General features: G+C 57.9%; 25 protein-coding genes and 1 pseudogene. 18 read left to right on the top strand and 8 right to left on the bottom strand.

Annotated features, from left to right (window positions below; translation table 11 throughout):
* Nucleotides 1-204 precede the first annotated feature (204 nt).
* The 3 genes and pseudogenes from B8991_RS22265 to B8991_RS21765 form a co-directional block, all read right to left on the bottom strand.
* Entirely contained in the window at nucleotides 205-723 is a 519-nt protein-coding gene (locus tag B8991_RS22265; protein WP_084354842.1) for a type 1 glutamine amidotransferase family protein, read from the bottom strand.
* An 18-nt stretch (nucleotides 724-741) separates the two neighbouring features.
* Nucleotides 742-1,044, bottom strand: a pseudogene (locus B8991_RS18890) (lytic transglycosylase domain-containing protein); the annotation flags it as partial.
* Entirely contained in the window at nucleotides 987-1,202 is a 216-nt protein-coding gene (locus tag B8991_RS21765) for a hypothetical protein (RefSeq protein WP_084354843.1), read from the bottom strand. The pseudogene B8991_RS18890 and the gene B8991_RS21765, both read right to left, overlap by 58 nt.
* 236 nt (nucleotides 1,203-1,438) lie before the next feature.
* Here B8991_RS21765 and B8991_RS18900 point away from each other — a divergent pair, with 236 nt between their 5' ends.
* The 5 genes from B8991_RS18900 to tolA are packed head-to-tail and all read left to right on the top strand — an operon-like array spanning nucleotide 1,439 to nucleotide 4,226.
* Complete coding sequence (locus tag B8991_RS18900) at nucleotides 1,439-1,861, top strand: hypothetical protein (RefSeq protein ID WP_084354845.1); 423 nt, start codon at nucleotides 1,439-1,441, stop codon at nucleotides 1,859-1,861.
* Nucleotides 1,858-2,514 carry a MotA/TolQ/ExbB proton channel family protein gene (locus tag B8991_RS18905; RefSeq protein ID WP_084354847.1) on the top strand — a complete coding sequence of 219 codons (657 nt, stop codon included), beginning with the start codon at nucleotides 1,858-1,860 and terminating at the stop codon, nucleotides 2,512-2,514. The genes B8991_RS18900 and B8991_RS18905 overlap by 4 nt, the downstream gene beginning before the upstream one ends.
* Entirely contained in the window at nucleotides 2,507-2,881 is a 375-nt protein-coding gene (locus tag B8991_RS18910) for a biopolymer transporter ExbD (RefSeq protein WP_235866701.1), read from the top strand. Before B8991_RS18905 ends, B8991_RS18910 begins: the two co-directional genes overlap by 8 nt.
* Complete coding sequence (locus B8991_RS18915) at nucleotides 2,881-3,267, top strand: ExbD/TolR family protein (protein WP_084354851.1); 387 nt, start codon at nucleotides 2,881-2,883, stop codon at nucleotides 3,265-3,267. Before B8991_RS18910 ends, B8991_RS18915 begins: the two co-directional genes overlap by 1 nt.
* Nucleotides 3,264-4,226, top strand: a complete 963-nt coding sequence (gene tolA / locus B8991_RS18920; protein WP_084354852.1) for an energy transducer TonB — start codon at nucleotides 3,264-3,266, stop codon at nucleotides 4,224-4,226. Before B8991_RS18915 ends, tolA begins: the two co-directional genes overlap by 4 nt.
* Before the next feature lie 198 nt (nucleotides 4,227-4,424).
* Here the strand turns inward: tolA and B8991_RS18925 are convergent, their stop codons facing one another.
* Nucleotides 4,425-5,771, bottom strand: coding sequence for an NAD(P)-binding domain-containing protein (locus B8991_RS18925; RefSeq protein ID WP_084354854.1), 1,347 nt, complete (start codon nucleotides 5,769-5,771; stop codon nucleotides 4,425-4,427).
* Nucleotides 5,772-5,921: 150 nt separating this feature from the next.
* Between B8991_RS18925 and B8991_RS18930 the strand changes: the two genes are divergently transcribed.
* Nucleotides 5,922-7,223 (top strand): ABC transporter substrate-binding protein, encoded by a 1,302-nt coding sequence (locus B8991_RS18930; RefSeq protein WP_084354856.1) that lies wholly within the window; start codon nucleotides 5,922-5,924, stop codon nucleotides 7,221-7,223.
* On the opposite strand, the gene B8991_RS18935 is transcribed toward B8991_RS18930, so the two are convergent.
* Nucleotides 7,224-7,952 carry a FadR/GntR family transcriptional regulator gene (locus tag B8991_RS18935; protein ID WP_084354857.1) on the bottom strand — a complete coding sequence of 243 codons (729 nt, stop codon included), beginning with the start codon at nucleotides 7,950-7,952 and terminating at the stop codon, nucleotides 7,224-7,226.
* A 435-nt stretch (nucleotides 7,953-8,387) separates the two neighbouring features.
* On the opposite strand from B8991_RS18935, the gene B8991_RS18940 reads away from it, so the two are divergent.
* The 6 genes from B8991_RS18940 (at nucleotide 8,388) to B8991_RS18965 (ending at nucleotide 13,595) form a co-directional block, all read left to right on the top strand.
* Nucleotides 8,388-9,680 (top strand): ABC transporter substrate-binding protein, encoded by a 1,293-nt coding sequence (locus B8991_RS18940; protein WP_084354859.1) that lies wholly within the window; start codon nucleotides 8,388-8,390, stop codon nucleotides 9,678-9,680.
* Between the two features lie 73 nt (nucleotides 9,681-9,753).
* On the top strand, nucleotides 9,754-10,623 hold the full coding sequence (locus tag B8991_RS18945; RefSeq protein WP_084354860.1) for a branched-chain amino acid ABC transporter permease: 870 nt from the start codon (nucleotides 9,754-9,756) through the stop codon (nucleotides 10,621-10,623).
* Nucleotides 10,616-11,569 carry a branched-chain amino acid ABC transporter permease gene (locus B8991_RS18950; protein WP_235866702.1) on the top strand — a complete coding sequence of 318 codons (954 nt, stop codon included), beginning with the start codon at nucleotides 10,616-10,618 and terminating at the stop codon, nucleotides 11,567-11,569. The genes B8991_RS18945 and B8991_RS18950 overlap by 8 nt, the downstream gene beginning before the upstream one ends.
* Nucleotides 11,566-12,333, top strand: coding sequence for an ABC transporter ATP-binding protein (locus B8991_RS18955; RefSeq protein WP_084354862.1), 768 nt, complete (start codon nucleotides 11,566-11,568; stop codon nucleotides 12,331-12,333). The genes B8991_RS18950 and B8991_RS18955 overlap by 4 nt, the downstream gene beginning before the upstream one ends.
* Nucleotides 12,323-13,030: an ABC transporter ATP-binding protein gene (locus B8991_RS18960; protein ID WP_084354863.1), complete on the top strand. Its 708-nt coding sequence runs from the start codon at nucleotides 12,323-12,325 to the stop codon at nucleotides 13,028-13,030. Before B8991_RS18955 ends, B8991_RS18960 begins: the two co-directional genes overlap by 11 nt.
* Nucleotides 12,990-13,595 (top strand): hypothetical protein, encoded by a 606-nt coding sequence (locus B8991_RS18965; RefSeq protein WP_084354864.1) that lies wholly within the window; start codon nucleotides 12,990-12,992, stop codon nucleotides 13,593-13,595. Before B8991_RS18960 ends, B8991_RS18965 begins: the two co-directional genes overlap by 41 nt.
* Nucleotides 13,596-13,657: 62 nt before the next feature.
* Here B8991_RS18965 and B8991_RS18970 read toward each other — a convergent pair whose 3' ends face one another.
* Complete coding sequence (locus B8991_RS18970; protein WP_084354881.1) at nucleotides 13,658-16,027, bottom strand: trimethylamine N-oxide demethylase; 2,370 nt, start codon at nucleotides 16,025-16,027, stop codon at nucleotides 13,658-13,660.
* A gap of 253 nt (nucleotides 16,028-16,280) precedes the next feature.
* Here B8991_RS18970 and B8991_RS18975 point away from each other — a divergent pair, with 253 nt between their 5' ends.
* From B8991_RS18975 to B8991_RS18995, 5 genes are all read left to right on the top strand, one after another.
* On the top strand, nucleotides 16,281-17,207 hold the full coding sequence (locus B8991_RS18975) for a LysR substrate-binding domain-containing protein (protein WP_084354865.1): 927 nt from the start codon (nucleotides 16,281-16,283) through the stop codon (nucleotides 17,205-17,207).
* A 111-nt stretch (nucleotides 17,208-17,318) separates the two neighbouring features.
* Nucleotides 17,319-18,569, top strand: coding sequence for a sarcosine oxidase subunit beta family protein (locus tag B8991_RS18980; RefSeq protein WP_084354866.1), 1,251 nt, complete (start codon nucleotides 17,319-17,321; stop codon nucleotides 18,567-18,569).
* A gap of 13 nt (nucleotides 18,570-18,582) precedes the next feature.
* Entirely contained in the window at nucleotides 18,583-18,870 is a 288-nt protein-coding gene (locus B8991_RS18985) for a sarcosine oxidase subunit delta (protein WP_084354867.1), read from the top strand.
* Nucleotides 18,867-21,833, top strand: coding sequence for a sarcosine oxidase subunit alpha family protein (locus B8991_RS18990; RefSeq protein ID WP_084354868.1), 2,967 nt, complete (start codon nucleotides 18,867-18,869; stop codon nucleotides 21,831-21,833). The genes B8991_RS18985 and B8991_RS18990 overlap by 4 nt, the downstream gene beginning before the upstream one ends.
* Nucleotides 21,826-22,392: a sarcosine oxidase subunit gamma gene (locus B8991_RS18995; protein ID WP_084354869.1), complete on the top strand. Its 567-nt coding sequence runs from the start codon at nucleotides 21,826-21,828 to the stop codon at nucleotides 22,390-22,392. The genes B8991_RS18990 and B8991_RS18995 overlap by 8 nt, the downstream gene beginning before the upstream one ends.
* Before the next feature lie 27 nt (nucleotides 22,393-22,419).
* Here the strand turns inward: B8991_RS18995 and B8991_RS19000 are convergent, their stop codons facing one another.
* Nucleotides 22,420-23,427, bottom strand: coding sequence for a GlxA family transcriptional regulator (locus tag B8991_RS19000; protein ID WP_084354870.1), 1,008 nt, complete (start codon nucleotides 23,425-23,427; stop codon nucleotides 22,420-22,422).
* 117 nt (nucleotides 23,428-23,544) lie between these two features.
* Here B8991_RS19000 and B8991_RS19005 point away from each other — a divergent pair, with 117 nt between their 5' ends.
* The gene (locus B8991_RS19005; protein WP_084354871.1) at nucleotides 23,545-24,201 is read left to right on the top strand and encodes a helix-turn-helix domain-containing protein; all 657 of its coding nucleotides are present in this window, start codon (nucleotides 23,545-23,547) and stop codon (nucleotides 24,199-24,201) included.
* A gap of 191 nt (nucleotides 24,202-24,392) precedes the next feature.
* Here the strand turns inward: B8991_RS19005 and B8991_RS19010 are convergent, their stop codons facing one another.
* Entirely contained in the window at nucleotides 24,393-25,433 is a 1,041-nt protein-coding gene (locus B8991_RS19010; RefSeq protein ID WP_084354872.1) for a heme-dependent oxidative N-demethylase family protein, read from the bottom strand.
* Nucleotides 25,434-25,440 lie beyond the last annotated feature (7 nt).

Raw genomic sequence — 25,440 nt, forward strand, 5'->3', positions numbered from 1 at the left:
CATACACAGGTTATTGAACGTGACAGCACTAACAATTTAACATAATATTTTCTGCGCGAGCGTGTTTGCTTTCGCGACCAGCCGAGGTTCCGACCGGTTCTCCAAAGCGCTCTTTGCTGACTTCACCACCAAGATGTCGGGCGAGAATGCCGAGCCCGTAGCAACAGCCCATAAACGGGCGATCCGTATCGATGACTTGTGGCATCAGCCCCAAAATCCGCCTTTCGATCCGAGCATCTGTGCTACTTTTTCTTCTGGTGTGTCACTCACACAGCCCGGACCACCGCCGACAATCACGGCCGAAAAGTCAGTCACGTCCAGATCGGAAGGGATGACCTCCTGGTCGAGACGAATTCGGCGGGTCTGCTCCGGAGACATCGCGCACCTGACTGGAATAGACGCGTACTCATCGTCAGACGCATCGGTTTCTGGCCGGAATTGTAGGATATGGAGCGTCTTCATGCGCGTTCGATCTCGGTTTTTTGGGTGTGCACGGGCGGGAAGGGTAACCCCCCCAATCGAGGAGGTTGACCGCCCGGCGATCAGCGCGCCCACCGCGACGATGGTCATGAACAGGCGGCCCGCCAGCCCCGTCAGCGCGTTGAGTACGGACACGAAGAAATTGTTCAGCCCCGATGTATCAATCGGTTGCCCATCGGCAGGGGCCGCCAATACACAGGCCACAAGGCAAATGCTGGCGAATTTGATCTTGTTTTGTTCCATATGGTTTTCCTCTCGGTTTTAGCTGCGAAGTCTGGACCAGACGCCGAGAACCTTTCGGACGTGGCCTTGGGTTTCGCGATAGGGCGGTATTCAGCCATGCCGCGATGCCGCATCCGGGCCTGCGTTATAGGCCGCGAGCGCCAGTGCTGGTGTTCCGATTTTACTGAGCATCGACAGAAGATACCGCGCGGACCCATCAAGGTTCTGTACGGGCGCACGCGGGTTCACGCCGAGATCCTGTGCCGTTGCAGGCATCAGCTGGCCTAGGCCGACAGCACCCACATAGGAGCGCGCGGATTCGAGCCACCCGTATTGAAGTTGATGACGAAGGAGTCAGCCGCCGCAGAAGAGGCTGCAAACAGACCTCTGATAATAAACATTATGGTAATACGATCTGTCATTTGCCACCGCCGATTTCGCTTCTTCTTGCCTGAGATTGTTAGCCAGGTTTCATCAAGCTTGGCTTCGAACGCGATCAAAAGGTTTGCGCCTTGACCTGAAAGCCAGAGATTTCACCCCAGGGCTGACCCTGCCTGCCTGATTGACGTCCATAACGCGCATAGGCACGCATGATCGGGCCGCCTTTCCGACTGTTTCTATCAACTTTTAGCTTGACCCATCTAACTCGGCTGATAAACGATCAGACTGTCCAGCCAGCGCGCAGCCGTAACAAGCGCCAGCCAGCATCGCATGAAAATTCTGACTGGAGGGTGCCATGGCTTTGCGCGCATCAACTCTCGCCCTTGCCTGCCTTTGCGCGTCGCCGCTTGCGGCGCAGGAAGACGCGGCGGGCAAGCTGACCATCGAGCTGAACTCGGTCGAGCCCGAGCAAGATAATTGCCGCATGAGTTTTGTCATTCTGAATGGCCATGATGTCGACATCAAATCCGCCGTGTTCGAGGCGGTGCTTTTTGACATTGACGGCCGCGTTGATCGCCTGACGCTATTCGATTTCGGTTCCCTGCCTGCCAGCCGCCCGCGGGTGCGCCAATTCGTCGTGCCTCAGCTTGCTTGTGACCAGCTGGCGCGGGTTCTGATAAACGGTGCGCAGACCTGCGAGACGGACGTAGCGCGCAAGGACATTTGCACCGAATCCATTGATCTGAAATCCAGGTTAGAGATTGAGGTGGTCGGATGATGCAATCGCTGGTCGAGGCCATTCAGCGGATCGCCGATCTGGGCGGGCCTGTTGTGCTCCTGCTTTGTGCATTGTCCATCGTCGTAATGACAGTGGTTCTGTACAAGCTCTGGCAATTTACCACCGCAGGCGTCGGGCGTCACAAGGCGCTTCGCGACGCTGTGGCCGCGTGGGACGCAGGCGACCGTGCAGGTGCGCGCAGTTACCTGAACCGGTCGCGCAGCTATCTGTGCCCGGTCGTGGACATGGCCATGTCCGGGCAACGCGATGGCGAACGTCTGGAAGCCGAAGCCGAGCTTCGCTTTGCCAAGCTGGAGCGCGGCTTCCGCCTGCTGGATTCTGTGGCGCAGCTTGCGCCGCTTTTAGGACTGTTTGGCACGGTCATTGGCATGATTTCGGCGTTTCAGGCGCTTCAGGACGCGGGCGCGCAGGTTGATCCCTCCATTCTGGCCGGGGGCATCTGGGTGGCGTTGCTGACCACCGCAGTCGGGTTGGCCGTCGCCATGCCGACGGCCCTGATCCTGAGCTGGTTCGAGGCCCGGATGGATGCCGAAAGGGTGCTGGCGGGTAAAGCCCTGCGCACCATCCTTGCCCCCACGGGCCGCACCGCTGAATTGCAAGATGTGGCCACAGGTGCCGCGGTTCATGCGTAGACGCACCCGCCGCAGACGCTTGTCGATGACATCGCTGATCGATGTTATCTTCTTGCTGCTGTTGTTTTTCATGCTCAGTTCGACATTCACCCGGTTTTCCGAAGTCGAATTGGCCGCCGGGGGCGCAGCGGGTGCCGCAACTGCGTCCGACATCCGTCCCTTCTTCCTGCGCTTGGGCACCGACAGCCTTGACCTCAACGGGCGTGATATTGCCTTCGCCAGCTTGGCCGACGGGTTCGGCGAAGATGCGGCCCCTGTGGTGTTGGTCTCGATGGTGCCATCGGTGACAGCGCAACGTCTGACTGACTTACTGGTTGCCCTTCGGGCCGTTCCGGGCGCGAAAGTCACCGTTCTGGAGAGATCCTGATGCGGCGCCTGAAATCCAGTTCCGAACGCGAACCGACCACTGCGCTTATCAACATCGTCTTCCTGATGTTGATTTTCTTTCTTGTTGCCGGAACGCTCGCGCCGTCGCTGGACAAGGACCTGAAGCTGGTCCGCACGAAAGACCTTGACCGGCATGCTCCGGCAGATGCGCTTGTGGTGCATCCGGATGGCCGTTTGTCCGTGCGCGGCATGGATGTCAATGACGCAGCGACATATTTCGCAGGGCTGGACAACGACGCGCGCAAGCGGGTTCGGGTCGTCCCCGATCAAGACCTGCCCGCCAGCGCGTTGGTGGCCTTGGGTCGAGACCTGCGCAGTGCCGGCGCAGAATCTGTCGTCATCGTGACCGAGAGGGGGCTGGAATGATTTCGACCTCCCGCTCCGTGAAACTGGCATGTGTGCTGTTGGCAGCAAGTGCCCATGCCGCTTTGGCACTGGCTTTGATGACCAATGATCCGGTCAGAACGGAGGGCGCGCCCGGCAGCGCGGATGTACAACTGGGGTCGTCCTTTGCGGATATGGCTGCGGGGACGATGACAAACGAAAGCGTTGAGAAGGCGATTCAGCCTGACAGCGCCGCGCGCCCGCTACAGCCTGACCAAGCAACGCCATCCCCTGGCGAACGCCTGAAGGTGACCAAGGCCGCGCCTCCGGAAACGACGCTGCCCAATCCGGATGCGATCACCAAAGCCGTGCAACCAGCGCCCCCGTCTCCCTTGACGGTTCCCGTTGCGCCTCTCACGCCCAGTAGCACCATTCAAGCCACGCGCCAAACGGCAGCACCGCCGCGGTCGTCTGCGCCGACATCACGAGAAATGATCAAAGCCGAAGCGACAAATGCAACGGCTGTAGCGCGCTCCCTGCGCCCCATGGCCCGTAGCCGCGAAGTCGAAGAAAAGGCGCAACAACAGGCCGAAGCCGAAAAGGCCACCAAGCCCAAACAAACCGAACAGCCACGCGGTAATTCCCAGAGAAACGCCCGTGCAGGTGCCACAACCGGGACACGCACTGCGAAGTCCAAGTCCAGCGGGTCCGGCGGGAAAAAGTCCAGCGCCAGTGGCAATGCGGCAGTGAGCAACTATCCTGGCGTGGTCATGTCCTGTGTGTCTCGGTCTGGTCGCCCAAACGTCCGTGGACGCGGAACCACGCGTGTGTCGTTCAGCGTTGCGAACAACGGGCGTATTACAAATGTCGCTCTGGCGGGCGCATCGGGGAATTCACGACTTGACCGGGCGGCCCTTGATCTTGTGCGACGGGTTCGATCCTGCCCGCCCCCACCTGCGGGGGCAAGACGGAGCTTTTCCATTGGGATCTCGGCGCGTTGAGCCGGGTGATCGCCACATCGCACTCTGGGTGAACGGACCCTGTTTAGCAGTATGCGCAGAACGAAGTGGCCGCTGCGCCGGACGTTGGGACATTCACCAGAAGCGTATTGACGAATAGCCAACAGATATACGTCGCCTTGCTGGAGAAGGCCCAAGATGTCCAGCCGAGACAATCGGCCGGACACAATGTCAGAGTGATCAGTTCTGCAAGTAGACTTCGAGCGAATCGTCCAGTGCATCTTTCCAAGGCGTGTGGTGAACCGGGGCCATCGTATTTGTGATGACCGACCGATAGGAGTTGTCGCGAAACGCCATGATGTCATCCATCTTGTGCTGTTTCCACGCAAAGAACGCGGCGCAAGCGCCATCCACATCAAAACTGGGATAGTCCGTTTCGGCAATCAGTTCCTTGATGTAGTCGCCTTGATACTGGATTGCATATTTCACATCATCGCTGGCTTCTTCGCGCTCCATGCGTTCCTTCACGTCGTCCGTGAGGGTTTTCATGTCAGTCGGCACTTGCAGTTTGCCCATGATCGCATCGCGGACCCACCATGCCTGTGCGTCGAACATGTTGAAGGTGAACCATTGGTCCTGCATGCCGATGTAGAACATCTTCGTGTTCTTTACGAAAACCACGCCCTTGTAGAGATCGGACGACGCCAGCCGGTTGGCCGTTTTAAGGCGCAGATCGTCTGGGAGATAGTTGAAGAAGTGCTTGTAGCCGGTGCAGAGGATGATCGCATCGACATCGCGCGACGTGCCGTCCTTGAAATATGCGGTCTTCTCGTCAACGCGCTCAAGGGCCGGAACTTCGTCCCAATTGTCAGGCCATTCAAAGCCCATCGGCGCGGTGCGATACGACGAAGTAACTGATTTGGCACCGTATTTCCAGCATTGCGACCCGATATCCTCTGCCGAATACGATGCTCCGACAACAAGGATGTCCTTGCCTTCGAATTCGCGCGCGTCGCGGAAATCGTGCGCATGAAGGATTCGCCCGTTGAATGATTCGAATCCGTCATATTCCGGGACGTTCGGTGTTGAAAAGTGACCCGAGGCGCAGATGACGTAGTCAAAATCCTCTTCGTAGGTTGTGTCCTTGATCTGGTCATGCACCGTGATGGTGAAATTCTCTTCGGCTTCGTTGTAGCGCACCCAACGGATCGGTGAGTTGAAGCGGATCCAGTCGCGGATGCCCGCCTTTTCAACCCGACCCACAATATAGTCGAAAAGAACCGCGCGAGGAGGATAGGAGGCGATTTGCTTGCCGAAGTGCTCTTCAAAGGAATAGTCTGCAAACTCAAGACCTTCCTTCGGACCGTTTGACCAAAGGTAACGGTACATGGAGCAGTGCACAGGCTCACCGTGCGCATCCAGCCCGGTACGCCATGTGTAGTTCCAAAGGCCACCCCAGTTGCTCTGCTTTTCGAAGCAAACGATTTCAGGGATCTCTTCGCCGTTCTGATGTGCAGACTGGAAGGCTCGCATCTGGGCCATGCCCGAAGGACCGGCTCCGATGATGGCAACACGCTTGGCAGTCATATGTGATTCTCCTGTGGTATGGACCAAATAGTCGTTTGTGGTTCTTTTGGTTCCGCAAATGGTGCAATTCATTATACCAAAATGTCAACATTATTCCAATTTGGACCGAAAGATGATGAATTCGTCTGTCTTTACTGCTAACCCGGAAACATGATGCCTTCCAGTTTTGCACATCAACTTGCGGTTTCTTCGGCCTTTCCCCGTTTGTCGGTGGGCATGAACGAGCCCGTGAAGATCGGATTTCTTGCACCGTTGAGCGGGCCGGTTGAATCGTGGGGCCTGCCTGGCCTGAACGGTTGCCAGATATGGGTCGACTCGTTGAACCGGTCCGGAGGCGTGATGATCAGCGGGCGGCGCTATCCGGTCGAACTCCGGGCGTATGACTGCGGTTACAATGCCGACCGCGCACAAAATGGCGCGCGCCATCTGGTCGAAGAAGAAAATGTAAAGCTGCTGTTGATGCTCGGCGGCGATACGATCACCCCGCTTCTCGATTATCTGAACGGACGGAAGATCCTGACATCGACATTGCTGCCCAGCGACCTGTCACCGGACACACCGTTCTTGATTGCCCCCAGCGAGTTGCATCCGATCTACAACGTCACCGGGGTTGAATGGCTCTCCGCCAACCGGCCAGAACTGAAGACTGTCGCACTTTGCAGCCAACAAGATGCGCTTGGCCTGCCCTCTCTGGCGACCTATCGCGCGGCTTTCGGGTGTGCCGGCATGTCTCTGATCAAGGAAGTGCAGTATTCGGCGGAATCGACGGATGTCAGATCAATCGTGCAGCCGATGCTGGATGTCGACCCGGACATCCTGTGCTGGTGCACAAGCTATACGCCGATGGTTCACGCGATGACCGAATACGCCCATGCGCATGGGTTCAAAGGCCAGATCATGTCCTGCACGCTGGATCATTATGAACGCCTCGTGGCGCGCACCTCCGTCGAGTTCATGGAAGGTACGGTCTTTCAGTTTCCCGATTTCGATGATCCCTTGCTGCGCGAAAAGACGTTTTTCTTCAACCAGCCGCATGTGTTCTTCGAGGAATATAACCGCCGTTTCCCCGACAGCTGGAGCGCGGTGAGCTGGGAATATGCCGCCATTCTGGACATCTGGCATTCGGCTGTCGAAAAATGCAACAGCGTCAACTCGGTCTCGGTCCTTGCGGCGATGAAACAGCTTGGCCACGTCTCGCACGCATTCGGTCCGGCGCATTGGTGGGGGCACGATATGTTCGGAATCGACAACGCCCTTGTCGGGGATTGGCCGGTTGTCTCGATCAGCAAGGGCAAGGCCCGCGTCGTTGCCTTCGGCTCCATTCCCGACTGGCTGGCGCGTCACGGCGAAACCCTGAAGCAGGAAATGTCAGATTTGGGGCAGCTTTGGGATCAACGTCTGGTCACCGATGCCCCGCGTCCCGGCTTTATCTGCGAACCTCCGTCGGTCTGATCAGAGATTCTGCAACAGCAGCTTCTGCTCTTCGATCAAATGTAATTTGATAAACTCGACAGCACGCTCCACATCGCGCGAAGCGATGGCGTTGAACAGGACATTGTAGCGCTGCTGATAATCCAGAATCCGTTTTGGTGTCAGGTGCCGCCGCAACAGCGTTGTCCGAAACGAGGTCCGGCAAGATTCGATCGCCAGATTGTAGCAGGACGCCAAAAGCGGGTTCCGCGTTCCGGTCGCGATTTTGCGGTAGAAGTTCTCTTCGCATTTGATGAATTCCAGCACATCCGTGCGCACGCCTTCGATTTCGGACATCAACCGTTCAAGGTCGCTTATGTCGCGCGGGGTCATGTTGATGACGGCAAGCCGCACCATTTCCGGCTCCAGGATGCCGCGAACGACCAGATGATCCAGCGGGCTTGTTTCAAAGGCCACCGCAATCTCCGGGCTCTCGGTCTCTGCCTCGGATTGGTAGGTCACGAAACTGCCGCTGCCGGGACGGCGATTGATGACGTCGCGGGCCTCAAGAACATCCAGCGCTTCGCGCACCGTATTGCGCGCAACGCCAAGCTCTGCGGCCAGCGCCCTTTCCGAGGGTAGCCGCGTGCCCAACGGATATTCCTCGTTTTTGATCTGGGCGAACAATCGGTCGAGCACGACCTGCACCGTCGCACCGACCGAATGGCTGGCGATGATTTGCGAGGTTATTGTCGGGGGGTTGTCGTTCATTGGTTCTGTTTCCGGTGCGGCTCCAGCGTCTGGCGCGGGACAAAATTTCGATTCCTGTTACTGGACGGGGCACCGCCAGAAGACTTCACATAGCAGGCCGGTCGGGCGGCTTGGGTGCAGAAGGTATCGGCGCGTGACGGCGCATACCAGCAAGTAATCGGTTCAAAACAGTCTATTTTGGTTCACTCCAATGTCAGATTCCTTCAATAATATTATACCACTTTAGAGCCACCCACAACTTTCAGAAAGCCAATCTGTAAATTGTTAAAATAATATTCTTGTGTGGAAAATGCTATCCTGTTAGCTTTTTTAAGAGAACCATGAAGAAAATTGGGCATGCCACCGTCAAGAGTGGGCCGGGGATCATCCGGAAATTGGCCTGAAATTGGTTTCTTCGCAAACCGCACTGATTGCGGCAACCAACAGGAGAGATTGATGTTTCCCAAGGGATTGAAAAACGGCTTTTCGCGCCGCACCTTTCTTAAGTCTACGGCGGCAACAGCGCTCAGCGCGGGCCTACCGTCCATTGCGCTCGCTGCCGGCGAAACGGTCAAGATCGGCTTTCTTGCACCTTTGACTGGGGCGACCGCCGCATGGGGCGCGCCAGGTCTAAGCGGGTGCGAAATCTGGGCCGAGAAGGTCAACGCTGCTGGTGGCATCAAAATTGGTGACGACAGTCACCACATCGAATTTGTCGCCTATGACAACGAATATGACCCGGCAAAAGCCCGCACAGGTGCCACCAAACTCATCCGCGAAGACGGCGTGAAATTCGTGATGATGCTGGGCGGTGACACATGGCCGGGCGTTCAGCCCGTCGCGGACCGGACCGGCATGCTTTTCTCGACGCTGCTTCCGTCTGATCTCTCGCCCGATACCGAAACGCTTCTTGCCCCGACCGAGGTTCATCCGATCTATCTGGTGACGGGCGTGCAATGGCTGGCAGAAAACAAGCCGGAACTGAAAACGGCCGTGATGTGCGCGCAGGACGATGCGCTTGGCCTGCCTTCGGTAGCAACCTATCTTGCCGCATTCGAGGCCGCAGGCATCGAGATGCAGGATGAGCCACTTCTCTTTGATCCGGCGACCACTGATTTTGCGCCGATCGTCACGCGGCTGCTGTCAACCAGCCCAGACATTGTCTGCCTTGACACCTGCTATTCCGACTATGTGCATCCGATCTGCGAACAACTGTTCCAGCAGGGCTATCAAGGCCAGATCATTTCGGCAACGGCAGATTTCTACGACCAGATGATTGCCAAGACGTCCAAGGAGTTCATGGAAGGGTTCATCTTCCAGTTCCCGGATTTCGACGATCCGGCCCTGAATGCCGACAACATCAACTTCAAGGATGCCAACGGGTTCTATGCTGAATACAACAAGCGGTTCCCCGGTCAGTGGGGCGCTGTAAGCTGGGAATATGCGGCAATCATGGAGCTGTGGAAAGACGCGGCGGAAAAGGCCGGGTCGGTAGAACCCGACGCCGTGCTGGCCGCGATGACAGAAGGCGGCAAGGGCAAGCACGCTTTCGGCGACGCCGACTGGTGGGGCGAAGAGATGTTCGGCATCAACAACGCGCTGGTTGGTGACTGGCCGGTTGTCGTGATCGAAGATGGCAAAGCGGTCATCAAAGGGTTCAAGTCGATCCCCGACTGGTACGACCAGCACGGCGATCTGCTGATCAAGCATATGTCTGCCTATGATCAGATGTGGAATCAGCGCAGCTGAGCCTCTTTCCCGGATACCCGCAGCGACGGTGCTGACCGCGCTGCGGGAACCCTGCAAAAAATGAGTATTCGTGATGTTTGAACTTCTGGCCCAGACCGGCCTGAACGCCGCCTATGCTGCGTCCTATATTTCGCTTGTGGCCGTCGGGCTGGTCCTGATCTTTGGCGTCATGGGCGTGATCAACTTTGCACATGGCGAGCTGTTCATGGCCGGCTCTTACGTTGTTGTCGCCCTTTATGCCGATAGAATGGTTCCTTTTTTTGTGGCCGTGGTGGCAGGTCTGATATTTGTCGGCATTCTCGGGCTCATCATGGAGCGCGCGCTGTTTCGGCCCTTGCGCGACAATCCGTTGGGCGGACTTGTGGCCTCGATCGGCTTTCTGCTGATCCTGCAAGCCCTCGCAGTGCTGGGTTTCGGTGTACGGATGGAATATGTTCCGCCCCTCACCCAGGATGTCATCGTTTTCGCTGACAAGATCAGCATACCCGTCGCGCGCCTGTATGTGATCATTGCCGCGGTCGTGATGCTTTCGGCGCTGTGGTATTTCCTCAAGCGCACCCGCTTTGGCTGGGCGCTACGCGCCTCGGCGCAGGATCCCGAAGCTGCCGCGCTGCAAGGCATATCTGTCACGCAGACAGCGATGATTGCAATGTTCATCGGCGCGGGATTTGCCGGGCTGGCCGGGGCGCTGACCGCGCCGCTGGTTTCGGTAAACCCGCATATGGGGCACACCATCATCGTCACAGCGTTCATCGTCATCATCGTGGGCGGTGTCGGATCTCTGGAAGGGGCGGTGGTGGCTTCGGTCGTCTATGCCTTCGTGCACACTTTCGTGACAACCTTCTATGACGGCGTTTTGGCGGATATCACCGGGCTTTCCCTGATGCTGATCGTGCTGATCGTCAAGCCCACCGGCCTGTTCGGGAGTGCGGATCGTGCGTAATTTCCTTATCTGGGCGGTCGTAGCCGTCGCATTGATCATCCTGCCCAATCTGGTCAGCTTTTCGCAGCAGGAAGTACTGGTATTCCTGACGATCAATATCCTTGTCGTGGCCTCTTACCGGTTGCTGACGCTGACTGGTGAATGGTCGCTTGGCCATGTCGTCATCATGGGTGTTGGTGCCTATGCTTCGGCGCTGGTGACAAAGGAACTGGGCCTTTGGGTGCCGCTGGGTATTCTGGTGGGCGGCGCTTCGGCGGCTTTCATCGCCTTTCTGCTCAGCTATCCGCTGTTCCGCATGAAAGGCTTCTACTTTCTGATCGGCAGTTTCGCTGCGGGCGAAATCATCCGCCTCATGTGGAAGCGCTTTCGCGATCCGTTCGGTGGTGCCAAGGGGATCAAGGGCATCGACCCGATGCCAGACTTTTCCATCGGCATCTACCAATTCGATTTCTTCGAGCCGGTCAGCTACTTCTACTTCTCCGCTGTCGTGGTCGCGCTGTGCCTGTGGATCCTGTGGCGGATCGAGAAATCGCCCGTCGGCCTTACCTTTCACGCTGTTCACTGGCAGGACAAACTTGCACAGGCATCCGGCGTGAACCTGCGCAGCTACCGCACGCTGGCTTTCGTGATCGCCAGCGGATTTGCAGGGATCGCCGGCGCATTGCTTGCGCATTACATCGGCACGATCAACCCCAACAGCTTTGATGTCGAGGTGATGGTGTTCGTTCTGACCTGGGCCATTGTCGGCGGCACCGGTACATTCTACGGACCGATCTTGGGATGCATCGTCCTGACCATCCTGAACGAAATCGTGCTGCGCGAGCTTGGCCTCGAACAGACCCGACCGCTGATTTACGGTCTGATCCTGATCCTTTCGATCCTGTTCATGCCAAATGGGCTTGAAAGCATCGTGCAGAAATTCACCCGCCGAAAGGAAGCCAAATGACCTCCCTTCTCGAAGTGCAGAACCTCACCATGCGGTTTGGCGGTCTGACGGCCGTCGACGGCCTGAACTTCAAGGTTGAAAAGGGCCACATTCATGGTCTGATCGGACCGAACGGTGCAGGCAAAACCACAACTTTCAACATGATTTCGGGCTTTTATACGCCAAGCGACGGCAAGGTTTTGCTGAACGGCGAGGAAATCTCGGGCCTGCCCATGCACCACGTCGCCAACCGTGGCATCGTGCGCACCTTCCAGCATTCGACGCTTTTTGGCGAACTTTCGGTGCTGGACAATGCGCTGGTCGGCACGCATATGACCTTCCGGCCAAACATCTTTGCAGCCATCCTGGGCCTTGACGGCGCAGCCCGGCGGAATGCGCTTGACCGGGCCAGGTCGTCGCTGGAGTTTTTCGGTCTGGGCGGTCTTGAAAACGAGCTTGCGGGCGATCTGTCGCACGGGCATCAGCGCGCGCTTGGCATGGCGGTGGCCTATGCCTCGCGCCCCGACCTGATCCTGCTGGATGAGCCTTTTACCGGGATGAACCCCGAAGAGACCCGACAGATGATGGAACTGATGCGCCGTCTGTGCGCCGAAGGTACAACGATCCTGCTGGTGGAACATGACATGCAGGCGATCATGGGCCTGTGCGACAACATCACCTGTATGAGTTTCGGAAAATTCCTGGCCGAAGGCGGACCGTCCGAGATCCGCAATCATCCCGACGTTATCGAAGCCTACCTGGGAGGCGCGCGTCATGTTGCTTGAACTGCGCGACATAAGTGTGAATTACGGCAAGATTTCCGCGATCCGCAATATCTCGATCGGCGTTCCCGAAGGTCAGATCGTGACGATCATCGGTGGCAACGGGGCGGGCAAGACGACCACGCTGCGGGCCATGTCCGGAATGCTGCCGCTTCACTCGGGTGAAATCCACTTTGATGGAAAACGCATCGACGGGATGGCCTCGCACAAGATCGTGGCGAACGGCATCGCGCATGTGCCCGAAGGCCGCCGCATCTTTCCCGACATGACGGTCGAGGAAAACCTGCGCACGGGTGCGTTTCTGCGCAAGGATCGTGACAAGATCGAAGCCGACCTTGAGGATGTCTTCAAGCGGTTTGAACGGCTGCGCGAACGGCGGCGGCAGCGGGCGCAAACCATGTCCGGTGGCGAGCAACAGATGCTTGCGATTGGGCGGGCGCTGATGTCCGACCCGCGCATTTTGCTGATGGACGAACCGTCCATGGGTCTTGCCCCCGTGATCGTCGAGGAAATCGCACAGATCATCGAAGAGATAAACGCGCGCGGGCTTTCGGTGGTATTGGTCGAACAGAATGCTGTGTTGGCGCTGGAATTGGCAAACCATGCGTATGTTCTGGAATCCGGCAATATGGCGCTAGAGGGACCGGCGGGGGATTTGCATGACAACGAACACGTTCGGGCGGCGTATCTGGGGCTTTGATCGCAGCGATGCCGAGATGAAGATGGCGCGCGCGGCTGGCTGGTCGCGCGCCGATCTGGTCTGGGAACGTCTGCTTGAGGCGGGGAATCTCGCCTGGGCCGAGGGGGTGCAGGCCAAGGCCGCAAGCCGGTTCCGTCAGGCCGATCTGCTGACGCGCCTGTGTTTTGACAGGAATGATCTGCGTCGTGCGACATGCCACGCGAATCTCTCATTGATTGCCATGGCCGGGAACAAGCCGCACCGTGCTGCCCTCCATCAGGCCCGCGCTTTGCAGATCTGGAAAACCGCCGCCAGTCAGATCGCAACGATGAATGTCGCGCCGCGGTCGCGCAGCTCGCTGTTCCATCTGCGGCTGGAAGCGAAACACCGCGACACCTTTCACGACAACATGCGCAAACGGTTTTCCAATTTCGCGGCCGAGACTGAAGAGACGCTGCGGATGCTGACCGCCCCTGCCCCATCAAGACACCGGCATTTCAGTCGTTGGCGCGGTGAAAGGCCAAACGTCTATGACGACACCCGCAAGATCATGGGTGCTTGCCTGCTGATTATCGACCGGGCCTGACAAACACCAAAGCCCCGAAGCCTGGCCGGCCTCGGGGCTTTTTTATGTCGAACCCGACGTGATTAGTCGTAGTTGCCCTTCACGCGCTCTTTCTTCGGATCGAAATGCGGGAACGGAACGATGGTGGCTTTCAGGCGCTTCTGTTCGCCATCCAACTGACCAACCTCGATCTGGGTCCCGATTTCCGCGTGCGCAACGTCGATCCGCGCCAACGCAATGACTTTGCCGAGAACCGGCGATTTCATGGCCGACGTGATTTCGCCGATCTGGGGCTTTCCGACGCGAACGCAGTCACCGGGAACGGGTACGATACCGCCTTCCAGATCCAGTCCGACCAGTTTCCGCGACGGTGTCGCCTTGCGACGCTCCAATGCGGCGCGTCCAATGAAATCATCCGTCTTGCTTTTCAGCGGAACGGTAAAGCCAATGCCAGCTTCCATCGGGTCGGTCTGTTCGTCGAATTCCGATCCGGCAAAAATCAGCCCCGCCTCGATCCGCAGCATGTCCAGCGCGGCAAGACCGAGCGGGATCATGCCCATCGGCTCGCCGACCTTCCAGATCGCATCGAACACTTCTGTTGCGTCCTTGGGATGGCAGAACACCTCGTATCCCAGTTCGCCGGAATAGCCGGTACGGCTGACCACAACGGACGGACCGTTGAATTCATGCAGGCGCCCGATCGTCAATCGGAACCATGCCAGTTCCTCGACCGTTGCCTGCTGCGGAGGTGTCCAGATCACCTGTTTCAGAATATCACGCGACAGCGGGCCCTGAACCGCGATGTTGCAAAGATGGTCAGTGGACGCGCGCACCCAGGCGTTCAATCCGCGCTCGACCGCTTGCTTGCGCAGCCACAGACCGGATTGGTCGTTGCCGCCGATCCAGCGAAAGTTCGTTTCGCCCAGACGGTAAACGGTGCCGTCGTCGATCATGCCGCCATGTTCATAACACATCGCGGTATAGACAATCCCGCCGACCGACAGTTTCTTGATGTCGCGGGTGACGCAAAGCTGCATCAGCTCTTCGGCATCCGGGCCGGTGACTTCGTATTTGCGCAGCGGCGACAAATCCATCACCACGGCCTTTTCGCGCGCGGCCCAATATTCGGCAATGGCACCGTGATTGGTCATCTGGTTTGGCAACCAGTACCCCTGATATTCAGTGAAATCGCGCGTATGGCGCGCAAAACACTCGTGAAATCCTGTCTTCTTGGTCTCTTCCATATCCGCCTCCGGAGTCTTTCGCCAACCGATAGAGCGGCTGAATTCGTTGCTTTTTTCGTAAGTACGGACCTGAATATCCGTGGGGTTCCAACCATTTGCCGGGTCCACATCACATGGACAGGCCGTCGAAATGCAGACCAGATCGGTCAGCGCGCGCAACAACACGTAATCCCCCGGACGTGAATACGGGTCATTCATGCTGATCGCATTCGTATCGTCCAGCATCGTGTTGAAGAAGAAGTTGATCGCGGGCCAGCCGCCGCGCGGCCGCACGTCATATTGCGCCAGTTCGATGTTCATATTGTCTGAACAGTTGACGTGACCCGGATAGCCGAGGTCTTCGTAGTAACGCGCGGTACAGGACAGGCCGAACGTGTCGTGCCGTCCGACAGTATCGCGGACAATTTCTACAATCCGCTCTTGATCGGAGTTGAAATACTTGGCGAACAGCCCAGGCTCGGGATAGAGCGACCCCACCATCGAGCGTGTTGTGGTCGGGTCGATTTCACGTTCCAGCCCGCGGTCCAGCGCGCGATGCGAAAACGCCTGAAAATCCGAACATTCCCGGCCCTGCACATCCAGAACCTGAATGTACTGGCCCGCGCGGACCTCGTAGGCCTTCGCCTCGCCCGGCAGAATGTTGAAATCCAGCAGCGGATCGGCCAGCGGTTCGGGCGGCAACAAGCCGCCTTTCACCTCGCCCGGATCGGCGCGTTTCACATAAAGCGCGACTTCGGTCGGTGCCCATTGTTCATGCGGCTCCATCGGTGCGCCGGGTGCGCAGACGATCAGCAGGCCATCGGACGTGGCTGTAAATGTCTGGTAATCGCCCGCATGGGACCCGTCTGCGAAAACCACTGTGCCGTCGGCCTTGGCAATGTCGAATCCGGCCGCCTCAAGCGCCTTTACAACCTTGGCACCAGAAGGGTCGCCCAGCAACGCCGCCTTCAGACCGGCAGGATCCCGCCCGCCTTTTGCACCGATCATTCCGGCATCCGAACTGCCGTCCGGAGAAAAGAAGACCAACTCAACCGGTTGCAGGCCTTCACGGTCCTGTACGGTGATCTCGTCCCCTTTCAATATTCTGACCGCGCGGCTACCTCCGCCGGGCACCGGATGTCGCTCCACTCCATGCGGCAGGATGGGCAGTCCGGGTGTCACCACGCCGGCACGTTCATAAGGGGTTTGGAAAATCGGCTTGATAGTCATGTTCATGGAAGTCATCCCACTCGGCATTGGCGGAAGTGAACGTTTCAGGCCCTCTAGGCGTGAAATGGCGTAGATTTTCGATCCGTCCGAGTCTGCCTCGAACTGGATCTCATACTGCCTCTGAATCTGCTTTTCTTCGAATGTTATTTTGATATTCTCTGCCCGCATTAATTAGCGCCAGATATACGTTGGCGGCAGCCCTCTGGATGTTAGTCAAGAACGTCGCAACCCCCAACGAAACGGTGGTCGGAAGATGAAAAAAGGCAACCCCGCACTGCCGCCGCTGGACTATCTGCTGGCGTTCGAAGCAGCGGCGGAACACATGAGTTTCGTCGGCGCATCCAGCAAACTGAACATCAGCGAAACCGCGATCAGCCGGAAAGTGCGGCTGCTTGAATATCACTATAATGTGCCATTGTTCATGCGCGGCCACCGATCCATCCATCTGACGCCACAGGGCGAACGGTTCTTGAACCTGATAAAGCCCGCCTTGCAAAGCCTGCGTGACACGTCGCGGCGCATCGTGTCGGAAGACCAGATCAAATCCGTCACACTGGCGGCGACGAATTCGGTCGCGGCGCTTTGGCTTATGCCGCGCCTACAGGTATTCCGTCGCGACAACCGAAGCATCAAGATCAAGCTTGTTGCCTCGGACGACGATTCGGAATGTCTGAGCGATACCGTGGATCTGGCAATCCTGCGCGGAAATGCAGAATGGCCAAGCCATGAGGCGCAACATTTATTTGGAGAAACCGTTTTCCCGGTCTGCTCGCCTGACTATCTTGCCGCCAATCCGTCAGCATCAAGTCTTGCAGCGTTAGGCGAGCAGGACCTGATAGAAGTGAGTTCGGAACACAAGGAATGGATGAACTGGAAATCCTGGGTGTCCGAAGTCGACGCCAGCGGGAGCGAACCGGAACAGGCTGCGCTTTTCAACACATATCCGCTGGCAATACAGGCCGCAGTAGATGGGCTGGGATTGGCACTTGGCTGGGGCCATCTTGTCGACGGACATCTTGAAAAAGGCACGCTGGTGCGCCCGATGGGTGATTTGCGGGTGCGGACCAACGAAGGATATTACCTGCTTCGTCCCAAGAAAAGGGAACGGTTCGACGAATGCCAGATCGTCGAAAAATGGCTGACCGATGTCGCAGCGGCCTTGCCCAGCTATGCGGACTGACAGCACAGAAATCTGACAAATGTCGGATTTGAACAGGTGTACGTCCGATCAGAACCTTAACATTTCAGCTGAACGGCTCAATATCGTGTCTCAAATGAATGAGGTCGTTCCATGCGGTATTCGGGTCTACGAGTCATCAAGGAAGCTTTGACAGGGCACAAGGGCTGGAAGCCCGCGTGGCGAGATCCTGAGCCTCAGTCTTCCTATGACTACATCATCATCGGTGGCGGAGGCCACGGGCTGGCCACTGCCTACTACCTGGCCAAGGAATATGGCAAAAGCCGGATTGCTGTTCTTGAGAAAGGCTGGATCGGTGGCGGCAATGTGGGCCGCAACACCACGATTATCCGGTCGAATTACCTGCTGGATGGCAACGAGCCATTTTATGAGTACTCGCTGAAACTCTGGGAAGGGCTGGAGCAGGAACTGAACTACAACGCGATGGTCAGCCAGCGCGGGATTCTCAACCTGATCCACACCGATGCACAGCGCGACGCCTTCACCCGGCGCGGCAATGCGATGATCCTGAACGGTGCCGACGCCGAGATGCTCAGCGTCGATCAGATCAAGGCGCGGTATCCATTCCTGAACTTCGACGACGCGCGCTTCCCGATCAAGGGCGGTCTGGCCCAGCATCGTGGCGGCACCGTTCGCCATGACGCCGTGGCCTGGGGCTATGCGCGCGCCGCCGACAGTCTTGGCGTCGATATCATCCAGAATTGTGAAGTGACCGGCTTTCGCATCGAGAATGGCAGTTGCCTGGGCGTCGAAACCTCGCGCGGGTTCATCGGCGGCACCAAGGTTGCCAGTTGCGTCGCGGGATCGTCGTCCCGGCTGATGTCGAAAGCGAACATGCGGCTGCCGATCGAAAGCACCGTGTTGCAGGCCTTTGTCACAGAAGGTCTGAAACCGGTCCTGCCCGGCGTCATCACCTACGGCGCGGGTCATTTCTATTGCAGTCAGTCCGACAAGGGCGGGCTGGTATTCGGCGGCGATCCAGACGGCTACAACAGCTACGCGCAGCGCGGCAACCTGCCCGTGGTTGAGGATGTCTGCGAAAGCGGCATGGCCTTGATCCCGGCCCTTGGCCGTGCGCGTTTGCTGCGGATGTGGGGCGGCATCATGGACATGTCGATGGACGGCTCTCCGATCATCGACCGCACCGACATCAACGGGCTCTATTTCAACGGCGGCTGGTGTTATGGCGGCTTCAAGGCAACGCCGGCATCGGGCATGTGCTACGCCCACCTTCTGGCCACCGACGCCCCGCACGAATTCGCCACCGCATATCGTTTCGATCGCTTCCGCCGCGGATACATGATCGACGAAAAAGGTATGGGCGCTCAGCCCAACCTGCATTGAGGAGCCGTCAGACATGATTATCAATCACCCTCTTCTTGGCCCCCGCGACGCGCAGGAATTCACGTTTCTTGGCGATGCTTCTCTGATCGACCGACCCGATTGGGAGGCAGAGAATGCCGCGGAACAGTTCTATGAATACGCGTATCTGCGCGATAATCCGGCCGGGCTCCACCGCGAGTTGTGGTTTCACGAAACAGGCGACCGATCTTGGCTTGTCGTCACGCGGAACACGCTGACGCATGAGATCACGGACGTCGAAATGGCCTCCGATGTGGCTCGCAGCAAGGGGCGCAGCAAATGACCGACAACAAACAGACGAATCGCCTGACCGGCGGCCAGATTGATACTTCGCGGTCACTGAAATTCAGCTTTGACGGCAAAAACTATGCGGGTCATCCCGGTGATACGCTTGCCTCTGCGCTGCTGGCCAACAATGTCCGGCTGATGGGCCGGTCGTTCAAGTATCACCGTCCGCGCGGCGTGCTGACTGCGGGCAGCGAAGAACCCAACGCGCTGGTCGAACTGCGCAGCGGCGCACGGCAAGAGCCGAACACCCGCGCGACCACGGCGGAACTTTTTGACGGGCTGGAGGCGAAAAGCCAGAATCGTTTTCCATCGCTGAAATTCGACGCCATGGCGATCAATGACCGGTTTTCGCATTTTCTGACCGCCGGTTTCTACTACAAAACGTTCATGTGGCCGGCCGCTTTCTGGGAAAAGCTGTATGAGCCGATCATCCGCAAGGCCGCAGGGCTTGGTTCACTGTCGTTGCAGGAAGATCCAGATGAATATGACAAGGGTTTTCTGCACTGTGATCTGCTGATCATCGGCGGCGGACCTTCGGGGCTTGCTGCGGCTCTCCGCTCGGGACGTGCCGGGGCGCAGGTGATCCTTGCCGACGAAGATTTCGTCTTTGGCGGCCGCCTGAATGCCGAAACCTATGAGATAGGTGACCAGTCCGGACAGGCATGGATCGCAGCCGCCATCGCGGAACTGGAGGCGATGCCGAATGTGCGCTGCATGGCGCGCACTAGCGTGCTGGGCGCGTTTGACCACGGCATTTACAGCGCGGTGGAGCGTGTCAGCGATCACCTCGCCGTGCCGCCCAAGGGCAAGCCGCGACAGATCCTGTGGCGCATCTATTCCAAGCGGGCATTGGTCTGCGCGGGGGCGATCGAACGTCCGATCGCGTTCGAAAACAATGACCGCCCCGGCATCATGCTGGCAAGCGCCATGCGCGCCTATGCCAATCGCTGGGCCGTGACCGCAGCGCCGCGTGTGGCCGTCTTCACCAATAACGATGACGGGCACCGCACCGCGGTCGATCTGTTGGCCAAGGGCGTCAAGGTCACAGCCGTGATCGACACCCGCGCGGATGCCCCGCGCATCGCTGATTGCGAGTTGCTGGCGGGTGCGCAGGTCATTGATACCGCGGGACGTCTGGGCCTGAACTATGTCAAGATCCAGCAGGCCGACGGCAGCGAACGCACCATCGAATGTGGCGCGCTTGGCGTCTCGGGCGGATGGAACCCCAATGTTCACATGACTTGCCATCAGCGCGGCCGTCCTGTGTGGAATGACGCAATCGCCGCATTCGTGCCGGGCGACACCGGCACGCCGGGAATGTCCGTCGCCGGGGCGGCGCAGGGTGACTTTTCAACCGCTGCTGCCTTGCAGACCGGCAGCGATCAGGCCGCAGCGGCCTTGCACGACCTGGGTATTGATGCACCGGCCATCGACCTGCCCCAGGCCGAGGATACGCCAGTAAACCTGCAACCGTTCTGGTACGTCAAACACGGAAAGGGCCGCGCTTGGCTGGACCAGCAGAACGATGTGACCGTCAAGGACGTCAAGCTGGCGCATCAGGAAAACTTCCGCTCGGTCGAACATCTCAAGCGCTATACGACGCTGGGCATGGCCACCGATCAGGGCAAGACCTCCAATATGGGTGGCCTTGCGATCATGGCCGAGCTTGCGGGCAAATCCATCCCCGAGGTCGGCACGACAATGTTCCGCCCACCCTATACGCCCGTCCCTATGGGCACGATGGGTGGCCGCGCACGGGGCAAGCATTTCCACCCCGTCCGTGAGACACCAAGCCACAAGTATTCCACCGAGAACAACGCAACCTTTGTCGAAGTCGGCAACTGGCTGCGCGCGCAATGGTTTACCAAACCCGGTGAAACCCATTGGCGGGAAACTGTAGATCGCGAAGTCAATGCGGTGCGCGGGTCGGTTGGTGTCTGCGACGTGACCACCTTGGGTAAAATCGACATCCAGGGCACCGATGCGGCGCAGTTTCTGAACAAGGTCTATGCCAACGCATTCGCCAAACTGGCGGTCGGCAAGACGCGCTACGGGCTGATGCTGCGCGAAGACGGCATCGCGATGGATGACGGCACCACCGCCCGCCTGGCCGAAGACCAGTTCGTGATGACAACGACCACGGCCAATGCGGTCAATGTCTACCGGCATCTTGAATTTGTCCGCCAATGCCTGTTCCCGGACATGGACGTTCAACTGATCTCGACGACCGAGGCCTGGGCACAATATGCTGTGGCAGGGCCGAATTCCCGCAAGCTGCTACAAAAGATCGTGGACCCTGAATTCGACATCTCCAACGAAGGGTTCGAGTTCATGGCCTGTCGCGAGATCACCGTCTGCGGTGGCCTGCGTGCGCGCCTGTTCCGCATCTCCTTCTCCGGCGAGTTGGCGTATGAAATCGCCGTGCCGACACGTTATGGCGATGCGCTGTTCCGCAAGATCATGGAAGCGGGCCAAGAATTCGATGTCGTTCCTTACGGCACCGAAGCTCTTGGCGTGATGCGTATCGAAAAAGGCCACGCCGCAGGCAATGAGCTGAACGGCACGACCACGGCACTGAACCTTGGTATGGGCCGCATGGTGTCCAAGAAGAAAGATAGCATCGGATCCACCCTGTCAGAGCGCGAAGGCCTGAACCAGCCGGATGCGCTGATGCTGGTCGGCTTCAAGCCGGTCAACAACGCAGACAAGGTCACGGCCGGCGGTCACCTGATGACAAAGGGCACGCCAAAGGACGCCGAGCATGATCAGGGTTATATCACCTCCGCCGCCTTCTCTCCGAGCCTCAATTCGTCCATCGGGCTTGGCTTTCTCAAGGATGGTGGCAACCGTCTTGGCGAAGTCATGATCCTTACGACACCGCTGACAGGGGCTGATGTCGAGGTTGAAGTCGTCAGCGCCCATTTCGTCGATCCCGAAGGAGAACGGCTCCGTGCATGATTTGAAACCGCTCACACCGCTTGGCAGCACCACTGCGCAAATCGACAGATTCGCCGGGTTGACCATCTCCGAATGTCCCGATTGGGCGCTGGCATCCCTTGCCGCCCGACGCGGACGCGAGCAAGACACCGCGACCGCTGCGCAAAACCTGCTTGGCGCGTCATTGCCCGATGTCGCCGCCTCTGCGACGAGCGGTGATTTCACCGCGTTCTGGACCGGACCGCAGCAATGGATGATCGAGGCACCGCATGACAGCCACGAAGAACTGGCAGCAGAGGTCAAATCTGCTGTCGGCGACGCGGCGTCGGTCACCGAACAGACCGATGGCTGGTGCCGATTCGACCTTGAAGGAACGCGCTGCCACGACGTTCTGGAACGTTTGTGCAACGCGGATACCCGTGCAATGATACAAGGTCAGGTCACGCGAACACGGCTGGAACATCTGGGATGTTTTCTGATCTGCCGCACGAAAGACGCGCATTTCAGCGTGATCGGTCCGCGTTCATCGGCAGGTTCGATTCATCATGCCCTGACCGTCGCTGCGGCCAGTGCTATTTGAACGGGGTCACAGTCAACGGCACCCGCGTTAGGTCGAAGGAATCGAGACGTTGTTCTCGACCCGGAACATATTGATGGTCTTTCGATCTTCGCGGGGACTGATGCCGAACGCATCCCGGTAATGGCGCGTCATTGGTGCGGCGCTGACATAGCCGACCGCGTTTGCAATTTCCGACATCGTGTCGCGGGAATACAGCACAAGTTGCCGGGCAGCCTTCATTCGCAGCGCGCGATAATAATGCGACGGGCTTTGGCCAGTGGCCTGCTTGAACACGCGTTCAAGCTGACGGGTCGAAACACCAACTGTCTGCGCAACATCGTCCAGCCCGACCGGGTCCTGAATATGATCGGCAAATATCTCGACAGCTTGCGCCACGGCGGGCGGCAACATATCGGATGTGCTTTGCTTTCCGACAGTCGGAATTTTCTGCCGAACCCCTGCCCCACGCACAAGCGGATGCTGGAACCAGCAGGCCACTTCGGTTGTAACCTCTTCGCCAAGCCGTTCTTCGATCAGATGCAACATCAGATCGAACGCTGCGGCCGATCCTGAAACGGTCAGACGCCCCCGATCTATATTGATCACGTCGTCGGTCATGACATGGTCAGGAAACTCGGCAGCGAATGCCGCTTCGTAGCACCAGTGAACGCTACATTTGTAGCCCGATAAAAGCCCCGAACGTGCCAGAGGGAAAACGCCTCCGCTGATACTGCCCATATGCACGCCATGCCGCGCCAGACGCCGCAAGTGGCCATCTGATGCCTTTTTATCCACGAACCGTGATTGCGGGCTGCTGAGCAGGAAGAGGAAATCCAGCTCCGCCGCCTGGTCCAATGAGGAGTCCGGGTCAAACCCGACATCCGCACTTGACGACACCCGAGACCCTGTCTCGGAAAATAGTAGCCAGGAAAAGGCCTTTTCTCCCGCGATTTCATTCGCGGCCCGCAACGGTTCTATTGCAGATGTCAGACAGGCCATCGGAAAACCGGGATAGATCAAGAACCCCAATGACGTTGATTTGTTGGTACCATTCATGGCTGCTACCTGTGTGCATAATGCCAGCGCAATCTATTGTGCGCCGGTCTGCGGTTGAAGCAGATTCCCTTCAACTATATGTTACGTTGAAGGGATTGAAGGTAAAGGCGATACATAATGAAGAAGGCGAAGAGCGAGGCCGACAGGTCCTCAAAAGTATTGTCTCAAAACCCCCATAAGGTCGGCGGCGAACGAGAAAAAGTTCTTGAAGTCGCCATCGGCAAAGAAGTCAGAGCCTTTCGTCGACAGCAAAATATGACGGTATTCGAACTTGCCGAAGCAACAGGCCTTTCGATCGGCATGTTGTCCAAGATCGAAAACGGCAATACGTCGCCGTCGCTGACCACGTTACAGGCCTTGTCCCATGCGCTTAGCGCGCCGTTGACTTCGTTCTTCCGCGGATTTGAAGAAAGCCGAAGCGCGGTTTTGACCAAAGCCGGTGAAGGCGCAGAAATATCGCGCCGTGGCACACGCGCAGGGCATCAGTACAATCTACTGGGTCATATCGGCTCGAATGCCAGCGGTGTGGTGGTCGAACCCTACCTGATCACATTGTCAGAAGAATCCGATATTTTTCCGGTCTTTCAGCATGACGGAATTGAGACGATATACATGCTGGAAGGTGAAATCGACTATCGGCATGGCAACGACCTTTATCCGCTAAGGCCCGGTGATACGCTGTTTTTTGATGCCGATGCCCCACATGGCCCGGAAGTGCTGGCAAAGCTGCCGGCACGCTATCTTTCGATTATCGCCTATCCGCAATCAAGCTGAAGCGCTTGTCGCCTTTGTGATATGGACTCGGGCCTGGTGAGCACCATCGCGAAATAGAGCACCAGTCAAGCTGACGATAACGAAAGCGAAGATGTCCACTGTGCGGGATTGCCACGCGCGTCGCGGACAATCCCCGATAACACCAGCATTTACCGCGGCAGGCAACCCAGCCGCGGAACTGTGCAATCGCCCTAATCCGGCCAGACGCCATCCGATGTGGGTGCGCCATCATCGAACTTCGACAGGTAGTCGACAATGAGCGGGCGATTGTCGATGAAACCTTTATAGGTGGCCAGTTCTTCCGGAACATCGCGGATGACACGATGCAGGCGGCGGCCCCATTTGGGAATGGTGACCAGGTCTTCCAGCGAAATCAGATAACACCGGATCGGAAAAACCATCCCGTTTGAACGCGGGAGCCGAAAAAAGGTCTGCAATTCAACCCGCAGATATTGTTTCTGGCCAACATTTTCTGGTGTCAGCGTCGTCTTCTGCACACCCCATTTATGATAGTTTTCCGGGCTGGTATCGAGCAGCGGATTGACCGTCATCGTCCAGTTCAGGCGCCGCGCCGGCATCCCCTGCTGGATGTTCAGCAGGAACTTCAGCGCCCGCTTGAAAACCCCCATCTCGGCTGCCAGTGGCACGGGCGCGTGCCATTCGAAGAAATTCATCCCGATGTCGAAATCCAGCGACCAATCGGCCTGGGTCGTGACCGTGCCGGCATCCATCCACAGGTTTTCATCCCGCTGGTCCAGCAAGGCGAAATCGCCCTGAGTCTGGCGGGTGATATACTCCATCGGCCCATAAGGCAGCGTCGATTCGTCCATGAAAACGAACTTCTGCTCGATTCCCAAAGGCTTGTTGATCCAGTGCCAGTTGTTGCCATCACGGTGTAGCTCGAACAGGTCCGGATAATCCTCGGATTTCGAGACCATGATCAGTTCAAGCAAGTCCCAGCCTGCCAGCGTCATATGCGGCAGGGACTGGCAGCGCAGCGGATCCTCGTCCAGCACAAGTGCCCGGTCTTTCATCTCCGAGATGTAATGTTCATCCACGTCAAAGCGCTTTTCATAAATGCTGCCCTCTGGGCCGCCTTGATGCTGCTCCATATTGACCGAATACATGTAACTGTCTTCATGGAACGGGAACGGAAAGCGTTTGATCGCCCGCTCGGAGTTCGTGAAAGTGTAATCGTCGCGGAATGTTTCGTCGTTGAATTGAATGGTCATCGCGGTC

The sequence above is a fragment of the Primorskyibacter flagellatus genome (assembly GCF_900176485.1).
In the GTDB taxonomy this organism is placed as follows: domain Bacteria; phylum Pseudomonadota; class Alphaproteobacteria; order Rhodobacterales; family Rhodobacteraceae; genus Primorskyibacter; species Primorskyibacter flagellatus.